Below are 12,735 nucleotides of genomic sequence, written 5' to 3' on the forward strand. Positions count from 1 at the left end.
ACATGCAGATAGATTTTAAACACAACCAATCCGCCCATTGTGAAAACGGGGTGGTATCTAACCTTATGCGCCATAACGGATTTGAAGTTAGCGAACCTATGGTTTTCGGTATTGGTTCTGGATTACTTTTCAGTTACTTACCATTTTTAAAGGTAGACCACGCACCTGTCTTTACCTACCGAATACTTCCTGGACTCATTTTCAAGCGTTTTGCTAAGCGAGTTGGTGTTAAAATAAAACGAGAAAAATTTAAGGACCCAAAAGTAGCTAAAGCAAGATTAGATGAAAATCTTAAAAATAACAACCCCGTAGGTTTGCAGGTTGGTGTTTATAATTTAGTTTATTTTCCTGATGAATATCGCTTTCATTTCAATGCACATAATATGGTGGTTTATGGAAAAGAAAATGACCGTTATTTGATTAGTGACCCCGTTATTGAACATGTAACCTCCCTCACAGAAAAAGAATTGGAAAAAGTTCGCTTCGCCAAAGGTACAATGGCTCCTAAAGGACATATGTATTACCCCATTGCTTTTCCGGAAAAACTAGATTTAGAAAAGGCTATAGTAAAAGGAATCAAACAAACTTGCCGCGATATGACGGCTCCGGTTCCCATTGTCGGCGTTAAAGCAATAAGATGGGTGGTTAAAAACATTAGAAAATGGCCGGAGAAAGTCGGAACCAAAAGAACCAATCACTATCTGGGACAGATTGTCCGTATGCAGGAAGAGATTGGCACTGGCGGAGGAGGTTTTAGATACATATACGCTGCATTCCTTCAGGAAGCTAGTAAAGTTTTGAACAACAATCAGCTCTCTGAACTCTCTAAAGAAATGACTGAAATAGGAGACCTATGGCGTGATTTTGCGGTCGATGCTTCTCGAATATATAAAAACAGGAGTTCGCAGAGTGATGGATATAACAAAATTGCAGACCAATTAGAACACATTGCCAATTTGGAGGAAAGCTTTTTCAAAAGATTAAAAAAAGCAGTATAAAATGCCCTTTCGGGAACTTAAAAGGATAAATGATTCAAATCAATCAGCTTTCAAAAAAATACAAAGGCGCCGAAGGCTTTTCGGTATCTGATTTGGATTTGAACATTGACAAAAAAGAGATTTTTGGATTATTAGGCCCTAATGGAGCCGGTAAAACTACCTTGATATCAATGCTCAGTTCATTGATAAAACCTACCTCAGGTTCCTTCTCAATTAACGGACTAACATTTCAAGAAAATAAAAAGGAGCTCAAACAACTCATCGGAATCGTACCCCAAGAATATGCACTCTACCCCTCTTTAACAGCTTTTGAAAACCTCTCCTATTTTGGAAGCACCTACAACCTTAAAGGAAACACTTTAAAAGAAAAGATTCACGAGCTTCTTAAAACCCTTGGCTTATCTAATTTTGCGAATAAAAAGATTAGTACATTTTCAGGAGGGATGAAACGGCGTATCAATCTTATCGCAAGTATTCTACATGAACCCAAAGTTTTGTTCTTAGATGAACCCACCGTAGGTGTTGATGTACAGTCGAAAAATGTAATTATTGAACATCTGAAACAATTGAATGCAGCGGGTACAACTATGATTTACACCTCCCACCATTTGAATGAAGCAGAGAGCTTTTGTTCGCGGGTTGCCATCATTGATAACGGAAAAATCATTACCAAAGGAAAACCTAAAGATCTAGTTTCATCCTATCAATATGCCAGAAATCTGGAAGATGTATTTTTAGCTATTACAGGAAAAGCCCTTCGCGACCATGCATAAAATTTGGGCTTCCGCATACAAAGAGTTTTTGCTCCTCACCCGGGACTTAGGTGGATTGTCCGTTTTATTTTTGATGCCAATTTTATTGGTTATTACCATAACCATTATTCAAGACGGAACTTTCAAAACACTAAAAGAAACTAAAATTCCAGTGCTTTGGGTAGATCAGGACCAAGGTGATATCTCTAAAACAATTTACCAAGGCCTGGTTGAATCAAACACTTTAGAGCTCATTGAAAATACTTCTGAAACCGAAGCAGCAGCATTGGTCAACAAAGGAGATTTTCAATTAGCAATTGTCATTCCCGAAAACCTTTCAAAAGATTTAGATAAAAAAGTAAATGAAAATGTGACAGGCATGCTTGCCAAGTTTGGTTTGGAAGAAGATAGTATTGTTCCTCTAAAAACTATTCTCTCGCCAAAAGAAGTTAGACTTTATTTTGACCCCGCTACGCAGTATACTTTTAAGAGTTCCATTAAAAATGGAATTGATCAAATGATTGCCAAGGTCGAGACGCAAAGTATTTACAAGGCATTTCAGCAGCAAGTTACCGATGACCCCTCTGAAGTTATATTTGATACTGAAAGTTTTATCACTTTCAAGGAAATCGGTCCTGAAGACAGAGAAAAAGCGGTGATTCCAAATTCTACCCAGCACAATATTCCTGCTTGGACGCTTTTTGCCATCTTCTTTATAATTCTTCCTTTATCCATAAATATGGTTAAAGAAAAGAACCAAGGTACTTTTGTTCGATTACGTACAAATCCAATTTCCTACGCAACCGTTTTAGCTGGAAAAACGCTGGTTTACCTTTGTGTTTCATTACTGCAATTTGGACTGATGTTACTCATTGGTGTATACCTATTCCCTAATATTGGACTGCCTAAATTGGATGTTGCTGGAAAGGTTCCGATGCTATTTGTAGTCGCATTTTTTGCAGGTTTAGCCGCTATCGGCCTTGGTCTCTTACTTGGCACTATTGCCAAATCTCAAGAACAATCTGCACCATTTGGAGCTACTTTCGTTGTTATTCTAGCTGCACTCGGTGGTGTTTGGGTTCCCGTATTTGCAATGCCTAGTTTTATGCAGACACTCTCAAAATTGTCTCCGATGAATTGGGGACTTGAAGCCTTTTACGATGTTTTTTTAAGGAATATTGGATTTAGTGAACTTCTGCCTGAAATATCCTTGTTATTTTTGTTCTTTGTGGCAACAGCTGCAATAGCCATTGTCTACAATGAAAGAAAAAATGCAGTTTAATAATGAAGAAGGAAATTAGTTTTACAAGTAACTTTCGTGTTCGATTTACAGAATGTGACCCCTTAGGAATCGTCTGGCATGGCAATTATATTCAGTATTTTGAAGATGGTCGCGAGGCTTTTGGGCGTCATCATGGCATCTCATATTTGGACCAAGAGAAACACAAATTCTCCACACCCATTGTCAAGTCCCTTTGTGAGCACAAACTACCTTTGAAGTATGGTGATGTAGCTACGATTAAAACGACCTATGTTGATTCTGCCGCTGCCAAAATGGTTTTCAAATATGAGATTTTAAATCCTGAAGAGAAAGTCGTCTGCACAGGAGAGACCGTTCAGGTCTTTGTAGAGCTCTTTGGGGAAATGTCTCTGGAAATCCCTGATTTCTTCCGGGAATGGAAACAAAAAGTTGGTCTTTTAGATGAGTAAAGTCTACCTCTCATACAACAATATTGTTTCTTCCTACGGATTTAATAGTGCCTCGGCAATCCAAAATATAAGTAATGAGGTTTCCGGATTGCAATTGGTTGATGATAAAAATATCCTCCCAAATCCTTTTTATTCATCTCGAATTCCGCAAGACGAACTTGAAGGAAAATACCAAGATTTACATCCCGAAGAAAAACATACGCGACTTGAAAAAATGCTTCTGGTTTCACTAGCGGATACGATTAAACAATCTGGACTTGAAATAAATCAACGTGTCGGACTCATCATTTCCACAACCAAAGGAAATATTGATGTGTTAGAAAATGGAAGTGATTTTCCTGAAGAGCGAGCTTATTTGGCATCCCTCGGAGAAAAAATCAAATCCTTTTTCGGGTTTCAAAATGATGCTATTGTCTTATCCAATGCCTGTGTTTCAGGGGTACTAGCCTTAACAGTTGCCAAACGATTTATCAATCAAAACACCTTTGACCATGTGTTTGTGGTTGGTGGAGATTTGGTTACCGAATTTATTCTTTCAGGTTTTAACGCTTTCCAAGCATTGAGCAATGAACCGTGCCGTCCATATTGTAAAACCAGAACAGGAATTAACATCGGAGAAGTCGCAGCGAGTGTTCTGGTCACCAAAGATTCGACAAAATTGGTCAACGAATCGGTCGTTGCCCTTGGTGAAGCATCCTGCAACGATGCCAACCATATTTCAGGTCCTTCAAGAACGGGTGAAGGACTACATCGAAGTGTAGAATCTGCTTTAAAGCAAGCAAAAGTTTATCCCGAGCACATCGATTACATATCAGCTCATGGCACGGCTACCAATTTTAATGACGAAATGGAGGCAATTGCCTTCAATCGTTCCGGTTTACAAAATACACCGCTTAATAGTTTGAAAGGATATTTCGGGCATACCCTCGGCGCCTCTGGTTTATTGGAAACTATTATCGGTATGCATTCGTTAAATCAAAACACTTTGTTCGCCTCACTTGGATTTCGAGAACTTGGTGTTTCAGAGCCTTTACATATTATTGAAACTACTACCCCAAAAGAAATCAGTACCTTTTTAAAAACTGCCTCTGGCTTTGGGGGTTGTAATACAGCAGCCATTTTTCAAAAAGTTAGCGAATAACTTCTTAAATTCGCGCAGCAAAAAACTGTAGAGAATTAAGGATAGTAGAATGTCAAAAAAACCAATGAAGGCCTTTGATGCATTGCAAGAAGCTCAAAAAATTGCCTTCGCCCCATTTGTTTTTCAGACCACGGTATCACTTCGGAATTTGGGCGTGCTAGATTTCATTTTTGAGCATAATACCAAAGGAGGTGTCACCATTCAAGAAATTTCAAAAGGAACTTCGGTGAGTGAATACGGACTTGGAGTACTTTTGGAGATTGCCGAAAGCGCAGATATTGTGTGCAAGGATGAAGCGAACAAATATGAATTAACCAAAATCGGTTATTTTCTGAGCTACAATCAAATGACCTCTGCCAATATTAATTTTACCCAAGATATTTGCTACCAAGGTTTATACCATTTGCAAGAAGCCATTGAGACTGGCAAGCCATCAGGACTTAAAGAATTAGGAGATTGGCCAACGATTTATGAAGGTTTATCTCAACTGACCTCTAAAGAGCAAAAATCTTGGTTTGATTTTGACCATTACTATTCCGATGAAATATTCGAGGAAGCTTTAGAAACGGTTTTCAAAAAGAAACCCAAACTCCTTTATGATATCGGCGGAAATACAGGGAAATTTGCCAACCTATGCTGCGCCTATGACGATGAAGTTGCCGTCCATATTTTTGATTTACCCGGACAATTGTCAAAAGCTTTGGAGAATGCAAAAAACAAAGGTTTTGAAAATCGAATTTCGGGCACAGAGATTGATTGGTTGTCAGATAATCCAACCATTCCTAGTGGTGCTGATACGATTTGGATGAGTCAGTTTTTAGATTGTTTTTCCAAAGAAGAGATTCTCAAAATATTAAAGGTTGCTGTGAATGCCATGGATGCCGATACCGAATTGATTATTATCGAAACTTATACAGACCGTCAGAAATATGGTAGTGCAAAACTAACCCTCGAGGCAACTTCTTTATACTTTACAGCATTAGCAAACGGAAATAGTAAGATGTACACTGCTGAAGAGTTCAAAACTTTAGTTAAAGAAGTTGGCATGACTATCGAAGCAGATAAAAAGGTAGGCGAATTCCATACGATGTTTGTTTGTAAAAGGAATAAATAACCTAGGGGCAAGCCCACCAGGCATTACAAGGAAAATTAACATTGGTTTCGACGCAAGCGTTGGAGCATTTTAAATCTCGATTATCGAGTAAATTCTATTGAATAACGACTATCACATAGAGCGATATTGCCATATCAGAAATAACGATATTTCTTTAGATGGAATTTCTTTGTACAGCGAGAAACATGATAGTTTTAAAGATTTTGCCAAAGCGACTTACAAGCATCTTGAAATTAACCATTCCAAGTTTTTCAAGATGGATAATTTGAGCAAACTCGCTTTTTTGGCTGCGGATGTACTTCTTAAAGAAGAAACCGAAAAAAATGTTGGCTTAGTACTTTCAAACAAAGCAGCAAGCCTTGACACCGACCGGAAGCATCAAGAATCGATTAAAGATTATCCTAGTCCCGCTGTATTCGTTTATACCCTTCCCAACATTTGCTTAGGTGAAATCAGCATCAGACATCAACTCTTTTCAGAAAATAGCTTTTTTGTTTTTGATAGTTTCAATGCAGAATCGTTGTATACCTATGCCAATAGTTTATTGGATGAACAAAAGTCAGAAAAAGTACTTTGCGGTTGGGTAAATTTTGATGACGGAAAATATGATGCATTTTTGTACGTTGTTGCTAAGAAAGGTACTTTTGTACATTCTGAAGCTGAAATAAACCGTTTATATTAGTTTTGTATTAAATCTTTTGTGTCGGTTAAGCCGCAGTTATTTTTTGTCAGGTCAAGACAAAAAATTATTGCATAGCAGTAGCTACGGAATCATTTTTTAACGCAGAGATGGCAATAAAGAACATGGCTTGGGCCGGCTAAGAAAGATTTAATGGAAAACAATACCCAATGAGCGAACTGAAATTAGAATTAAAGGAAAAAATAATAGAGCAATTGAACTTAGAAGATATTGCTATTGAAGAAATCGCTGATACTGACCCACTTTTTGGAGAAGGACTTGGCCTTGATTCCATTGATGCTTTAGAGCTTATTGTAATGCTAGATAAGGATTATGGCATCAAATTAGCAGACCCTAAACAAGGGAGAACTATTTTTGAATCAATAGATTCTATGGCTGCCTATATTGAGGAGAATCGTAGTAGATAAAATTACCTCTTAAGATTTTAAAGGGGTGTTCTGCAACAGTGGAACATCCCTTTTAATTTTCTCTTAAAATCCTATCCGATATTCGTATTTTTGATATGAAATTAGAATTGAGTCCAGAAGAGAAATGAGCAAAGGCGTTGCAATTACGGGAATGGGTATTATTTCTGCCATTGGAAACAATGTTCAGGAAAACTATGATTCCCTTATTTCTGGTAAAGCGGGTATTTCCAAAATTTCCCATATCGAAACCATACACGCTGATGAAATAATGGTGGGCGAGATTAAAATCCCCAATACTGAATTTGAAGAGCAGCTAGGCCTTTCTAAAAATAGCTATTCTCGTTCGCCCATTTTAGGAATTATTGCAGCAAAAGAGGCACTCGCTCAAGCTGGTATTTCAGACATCAATGATTTTAAAACGGGGTTGATTTCAAGCACCACTGTAGGTGGCATGGACAAATCGGAACAGTATTTTCATGAGTATTTTGAAAGTAACAACAACTGGCAGCATATAAACGGACTTCACGCTGGTGATTCCACCAAAAAAATAGCTGATGCTATTGGCTTGAAAGAAAGTTTTATGACTACTATCAGCACGGCCTGTTCCTCCGCTGCAAACGCAATAATGCTTGGTGCTCGAATGATAAAATCAGGAAAATTAGAGAGGGTAGTTGTCGGTGGCACGGATGCACTATCCAAATTTACTATCAACGGATTCAAAACCTTGATGATTCTCTCCGATACCTACAACACTCCTTTTGATGAAAATCGAAAAGGTCTTAATCTTGGTGAGGCTGGAGCTTTCTTAGTTTTAGAATCTGAAAGTATCATTGAAAGAGAAAAAAGAGAAGTTCTAGCCTATGTAAAAGGCTTCGGAAATGCGAATGACGCCTTTCACCAAACGGCCTCATCTGATAATGGTGATGGAGCTGTCTTAGCTATGGAAAAAGCCTTAAAAGTAGCCGGGTTGAAACCTGATGAGATTGACTATATCAATGCACACGGAACGGCAACTCCCAATAACGACTTATCTGAAGGCAGGGCCTTACAAAGGGTATTTGGTAAAGGAAAAGTTCCGGAATTTAGCTCAACAAAGGCATATACCGGTCATACCTTAGCGGTAGCTGGAGGTGTAGAAGCGATATACTCCGTTTTAGCCTTGCAAAATAATTGTATTTATCCCAATCTGAATTTTAAGACTCCGATGAAGGAATTTGATTTGCTTCCACAAAAAGAGGTCAAGGAAAAGGAGCTCAACCATGTACTTTCGAATTCATTCGGCTTTGGAGGAAATTGTTCAACCCTTATAATTTCCAAGGAGGCATGAACAAATCCGTTTATATCAATAGCATAGGTTCGGTTTCCGTTCAGAAGACCTTTGATAATTCAGAATTCTTGAATGAGATAACTATCTATAATGATACGGTGGCAAGTGTTTTAAACCCTGATTACAAAGCTTATATTCCGCCCGCACAAGCGAGAAGAATGGCGAAGGGTATCAAGATGAGTACCGTAAGTTCTCAAACAGCTTTACGTGAAGCAGGACTAGAAAATGTGGATGCCATCATCGTCGGCACAGGATTGGGCTGTATTGGCGATTCCGTAAAATTTGTTCGTGATATTATTGATAATGATGAGCAGTTTTTGACTCCTACACGCTTTATACAGTCTTCACATAACACCGTCTCTGGTCAGATTGCCTTGGGTATTGGATGCAAAGGCTATAATTTTACCTATGTACACGCTGCAGTTTCCTTTGAATCTTCTTTGATAGATGCAAAAATGCAGCTAGAAAATGATGAAGCCAAAAATATTTTGGTAGGTGGCGTTGATGAAATGGTGAAATACCATGTAGATACACATCGCTTGATTGGTCATATCAAATCAGAGCCTGCAGATTCAACGAAATTGCTGACGTCAAACACCAAAGGTTCGGTGATGGGTGAGGGTTCTCATTTCTTTGTGCTTTCCAATGAAAAACAAGAATCTACTTATGCGGAATTGGTTGGGGTTGAAACTTACAATAGTATCTCTCAAGAAAACATTCCTAACAAAATAGAATCCTTTTTAGAGGAGCACCATAGTGCGGTTGATGACCTTGACTTGGTTATTCTCGGAAACAATGGTGATGTCGATTTCGATGGATATTATGAAGGCCTAAGCACTGGACTTTTCAAGGATAGGCCCCAGGCATACTACAAACATTTGTCCAGTGAATTTGATACAGCTTCAGGTTTCGCTTTTTGGTTGAGCGCTAAAATACTCAAGATGCAGACCATTCCCGAAGTAGTAAAGTTGAATGAAATAGAAGTGTCAAACCCCCTAAAAATATTAATATACAATCAGTATCGAGGAGAGAACCATAGCCTCATGCTGCTACGAAAATGTTAAGGCGAAGAACTGTTAATGGCATAGCAGGCATTACCTTGGTGCTCTTAACAATCTCTAGCTTCATTGTTGAAGTGCCAAATTGGTCTTTTCTATTCATTGCAATTGTTTGGTTCTTGATTACCTTATCCGGTTCGTTCTTTATACGATGGAATTACCACTTGACTTCACTACATTCCAACAAGAATACTACAAAGGAACAAGTTGCTATTACTTTTGATGATGGGCCGCATCCAGAATTTACGCCTAGAGCTTTAGATCTTCTTAAAAAGTACAACGCTAAGGCCACTTTTTTCTGTATTGGGCAAGAGGTCGAAAAACATCCTGAAATTTTAAAACGTATTCTAGCAGAAGGACATCTAGTTGGCAACCACACGTATTCGCATTCCAAGTCCTTCGGATTTTTCAATACAGACAAAGTAGTTTCCGAATTGCAACAGACAACCCAAGTCATAAAAGAGTTAACCGGAAAAGAAATGAAGCTCTACCGCCCAGCGTTTGCGGTTACAAACCCTATGATTGAACGCGCTGTAAAACAACTAAAAGTGAGTTCGATAGGATGGAATGTGCGTTCCTTAGACACCACCTCACGTTCTGAAAAGATGATTTTAAAACGTATTACTGGTAAAGTCTCAAAAGGTGATGTTATCTTATTACATGACACCAGCCAAAAGACCATTAATGTTTTGGAACAGTTATTGTTATTTTTGCAGGAGAAAAACCTAGAGTCGGTCACCGTAGACCAACTTTTGGAAATTGAGGCTTATGAAGCGAAATGAGTTTGTCATTCCTATGAAGACGGGAATCCGTTTAATGTTTCTACTACTGTTCCTTGGGGTTACGATTCTCTGTGCCCAAACCAAAATGAGCACTCCAGAAGCGGCTGCTTTAAAAGCTACGGTAAAAGCACTTTCAGACCAAACGGAAACTATCACAGCTGATTTTGTACAATACAAGCGCTTGGATTTTCTTTCCGATGATATCAAATCTGAAGGAAAACTGGCGTTCAAATCACCTTCGATGGTAAAATGGGAATATGTAAAGCCATTTGCCTACTCCGTGCTCTTCAAAAACGAAACCCTTTTCATAAACGACAATGGTAACAAAAGTGATATGGATATGGGTTCAAACAAAATATTCAAACAACTCAATCAACTTATTACGGCAAGCATTAAAGGAGATATGTTTGATGCTTCGGAATTTGAGGTTTCTTATTTCAAGAAAGATGGAAATAGTGAAGTCCATTTTAATCCGAAGGACAAGCAGTTTGCGGAGTTCATCAAGTCTTTTCACATCACTTTCAATACAAAAGGAGAAGTTCAAGAAGTGAAAATGATTGAACCTTCCGATGATTATACACAGATTGTATTTAGCAATCGTACAACGAACCAACCTCTTTCTGATGCGGTATTTGCTCAGTAGTGTACTTTTGGTATTGTTCGTTTCTTGCGCTTCCTATCCGAAGAAAAACGGATTCACTGCTAGCGTAAGACAGCCTATTCAAAACCCATATTTCTCTGATGCTTCGAAAGATTACGTTTACAAAGCAAACATCGTGGCTTTTGGAAATTCTTTCAGCGGAATTTTTATCGTCAAAAAACTTGGCGAAGACCATCATAGAATCGCTTTTACCACCGAAATGGGAAACAAAATCTTTGATTTTACGTTTCAAGGGGAGGATTTCAAGGTGAATCATATCTTAAAAAAGATGGATAAAAAGATTCTAATAAATGTCTTGAAAAATGATTTTAGGGTTTTGGTAAAAGAAAATCCATCCATGGAAAAAACATTTCAAAAAGATTCGAATTCTATTTATGAAACAAAAATTGGAAACAAGAAATACTATCATTTTTTATCCAAAGAAAAACTGAACAAAGTAGTCCGAGTAGGGAATGGAAAGGAAAAAGTAGAATTTACATTCTCAGAAATAAATGATAACATTGCACTGCATATCCAAATCTTGCATAAAAACATCGAGTTGAAAATCAGCTTAAAATCTATCTAATATGAAAAATTATAGAATCATTTTCGTTTTTGTTCTATTTTCATCTATTGCTTTCGCCCAGACCAAAAAGAGTTTTGGTTTGCGACTAGGGGTAAACTATTCGAATATTTCGAATACTGGTCTCGATGCGAGATTAGGCGGTAACGGCGCTTTATTTTTCGAAGCTCGATTTTCTGACAAGTATGCTCTACAACCTGAATTAATGTTTTCAAGTCAAGGCGGGAAAGCTTCAAACAACACTAACGAAGATTTGCGAATAGATTACTTATCAGTTGCGCTAGCGAACAAGCTCTTTATTATTCCCAAAGCGGGTTTGCACCTTTTGGCAGGACCTAGTTTTGATATGGATTTTGAAAACAACCCTATCAGGCTAATCAACGGAAATAGTGATTCGAATGTAACTCCTTTCGACCTTTCCATATTTGGTGGTATTGGCTACGAGTTCCCTTTCGGACTAATACTCGAAGCTCGATACAAGCAAGGGCTCATAGAAATTGACCTTTTCGATTTTGATATTTTTTCGGATTCCACCAACAGAAATAGAGATGAAGCCTTTAATGGCACTTTTCAATATAGTATTGCTTATAAATTTTAATATATGCTAATAGAAGGATTATATACAGTTCAATCACTTGAACAAAAAGAACAAGAGGTAAATGCCAAAGTTAAGCTTCATAAGGAACATAATGTTTTCAAAGGTCACTTTCCTGGAAACCCTATAATGCCTGGTGTTTGCATGATTCAAATGATTAAAGAACTTACTGAAAAGATTACTGGAAAAGCTTTGTTTTTATCTGTTGCCACAAATGTTAAGTTCATGGCAAAAATCAATCCCGAAGAAAACGAATTAATTGATTTGAACTTGAAGATTTCAGAAGAAAATGGCATCATAAAAGTAAAGAATGTTACTTCTTACGACCAAACTATTGCTTTGAAGTTAAGTACTACTTTTAAAATAGCTCATTAATATGCGTTTATTGACAGTCATCTTTCTATTTTTTTCTACTCTTTGCATTTCGCAGGATTTAAAGGAACTGCGCATGGATTATCCAAAAGCAAATTTAGACGAGGCGGTTACTAATACACTTCATGAAGAACTTTTAGGGGTGACCAAGGAAGACAACAAAACAATAGTTGCCTATAAAGGCGCCGTCTCTACACTAAAAGCCAAATTCGCCAAAGGCTTTAAGAACAAAAAGACCTTTTTCAAAGAAGGAGCCGAACTTTTAGAATTTGCTATAAGCTCAGAACCCAAAAATATTGAGATTCGTTGTTTGCGTTTAGGAGTTCAAGAAAATTCTCCGCGAATAGTTGGCTACAAAAACAATATTGAGGCAGACAAGCAATTCCTTTTAGATCACTATAAATCAGATGCCAACAAGGAAATCCGGAATTTTGTGAAAGGATATGTACTGCTTTCAAACGTCTTTACAGAAGCTGAAAAGCAATTGTTTTAGGGCTTACAATCCGTATCTTTGGTACTAAATAAAAGGCCTATGTTTATAGGTGTTTTGAACAAT

At 37.7% G+C, this 12,735-nt stretch carries 16 protein-coding genes; all 16 read left to right on the forward strand.

Annotated features, from left to right (window positions below; translation table 11 throughout):
* Positions 1-2 precede the first annotated feature (2 nt).
* Positions 3-998 (forward strand): BtrH-related acyltransferase DarH, encoded by a 996-nt coding sequence (gene darH / locus FEE95_RS03555; RefSeq protein ID WP_138656451.1) that lies wholly within the window; start codon positions 3-5, stop codon positions 996-998.
* 29 nt (positions 999-1,027) lie between these two features.
* Positions 1,028-1,771 (forward strand): ABC transporter ATP-binding protein, encoded by a 744-nt coding sequence (locus FEE95_RS03560; protein WP_138656452.1) that lies wholly within the window; start codon positions 1,028-1,030, stop codon positions 1,769-1,771.
* On the forward strand, positions 1,764-3,032 hold the full coding sequence (locus FEE95_RS03565) for an ABC transporter permease (protein WP_138656453.1): 1,269 nt from the start codon (positions 1,764-1,766) through the stop codon (positions 3,030-3,032). The genes FEE95_RS03560 and FEE95_RS03565 overlap by 8 nt, the downstream gene beginning before the upstream one ends.
* A 2-nt stretch (positions 3,033-3,034) precedes the next feature.
* Entirely contained in the window at positions 3,035-3,460 is a 426-nt protein-coding gene (locus FEE95_RS03570; protein WP_138656454.1) for an acyl-CoA thioesterase, read from the forward strand.
* The gene (locus tag FEE95_RS03575) at positions 3,453-4,601 is read left to right on the forward strand and encodes a beta-ketoacyl-[acyl-carrier-protein] synthase family protein (protein ID WP_138656455.1); all 1,149 of its coding nucleotides are present in this window, start codon (positions 3,453-3,455) and stop codon (positions 4,599-4,601) included. The genes FEE95_RS03570 and FEE95_RS03575 overlap by 8 nt, the downstream gene beginning before the upstream one ends.
* Positions 4,602-4,650: 49 nt before the next feature.
* Positions 4,651-5,715, forward strand: coding sequence for a methyltransferase (locus tag FEE95_RS03580; RefSeq protein ID WP_138656456.1), 1,065 nt, complete (start codon positions 4,651-4,653; stop codon positions 5,713-5,715).
* A 97-nt stretch (positions 5,716-5,812) separates the two neighbouring features.
* A complete protein-coding gene (locus tag FEE95_RS03585) occupies positions 5,813-6,397 on the forward strand; it encodes a 3-oxoacyl-ACP synthase (protein ID WP_138656457.1) in 585 nt (194 codons plus the stop codon).
* A gap of 167 nt (positions 6,398-6,564) precedes the next feature.
* Positions 6,565-6,822: a phosphopantetheine-binding protein gene (locus tag FEE95_RS03590; RefSeq protein ID WP_138656458.1), complete on the forward strand. Its 258-nt coding sequence runs from the start codon at positions 6,565-6,567 to the stop codon at positions 6,820-6,822.
* A gap of 124 nt (positions 6,823-6,946) precedes the next feature.
* Positions 6,947-8,149 carry a beta-ketoacyl-[acyl-carrier-protein] synthase family protein gene (locus tag FEE95_RS03595; protein WP_138656459.1) on the forward strand — a complete coding sequence of 401 codons (1,203 nt, stop codon included), beginning with the start codon at positions 6,947-6,949 and terminating at the stop codon, positions 8,147-8,149.
* The gene (locus FEE95_RS03600) at positions 8,146-9,213 is read left to right on the forward strand and encodes a beta-ketoacyl synthase N-terminal-like domain-containing protein (protein ID WP_138656460.1); all 1,068 of its coding nucleotides are present in this window, start codon (positions 8,146-8,148) and stop codon (positions 9,211-9,213) included. Before FEE95_RS03595 ends, FEE95_RS03600 begins: the two co-directional genes overlap by 4 nt.
* Positions 9,207-9,989, forward strand: coding sequence for a polysaccharide deacetylase family protein (locus tag FEE95_RS03605; RefSeq protein WP_138656461.1), 783 nt, complete (start codon positions 9,207-9,209; stop codon positions 9,987-9,989). Before FEE95_RS03600 ends, FEE95_RS03605 begins: the two co-directional genes overlap by 7 nt.
* A 13-nt stretch (positions 9,990-10,002) precedes the next feature.
* Positions 10,003-10,632, forward strand: a complete 630-nt coding sequence (lolA2, locus tag FEE95_RS03610; protein WP_463605651.1) for a flexirubin biosynthesis/transport protein LolA2 — start codon at positions 10,003-10,005, stop codon at positions 10,630-10,632.
* Positions 10,613-11,215 (forward strand): flexirubin biosynthesis protein LolB2, encoded by a 603-nt coding sequence (gene lolB2, locus FEE95_RS03615; RefSeq protein ID WP_138656462.1) that lies wholly within the window; start codon positions 10,613-10,615, stop codon positions 11,213-11,215. The genes lolA2 and lolB2 overlap by 20 nt, the downstream gene beginning before the upstream one ends.
* Position 11,216: 1 nt before the next feature.
* The gene (locus FEE95_RS03620) at positions 11,217-11,810 is read left to right on the forward strand and encodes a porin family protein (protein WP_138656463.1); all 594 of its coding nucleotides are present in this window, start codon (positions 11,217-11,219) and stop codon (positions 11,808-11,810) included.
* Positions 11,811-11,813: 3 nt separating this feature from the next.
* On the forward strand, positions 11,814-12,182 hold the full coding sequence (locus FEE95_RS03625; RefSeq protein ID WP_138656464.1) for a hotdog family protein: 369 nt from the start codon (positions 11,814-11,816) through the stop codon (positions 12,180-12,182).
* Between the two features lie 73 nt (positions 12,183-12,255).
* On the forward strand, positions 12,256-12,672 hold the full coding sequence (locus FEE95_RS03630) for a hypothetical protein (RefSeq protein WP_138656465.1): 417 nt from the start codon (positions 12,256-12,258) through the stop codon (positions 12,670-12,672).
* The last annotated feature ends 63 nt before the right edge of the window (positions 12,673-12,735 follow it).

The sequence above is a fragment of the Maribacter algarum (ex Zhang et al. 2020) genome (assembly GCF_005885635.1).
Lineage (GTDB): Bacteria > Bacteroidota > Bacteroidia > Flavobacteriales > Flavobacteriaceae > Maribacter_C > Maribacter_C algarum.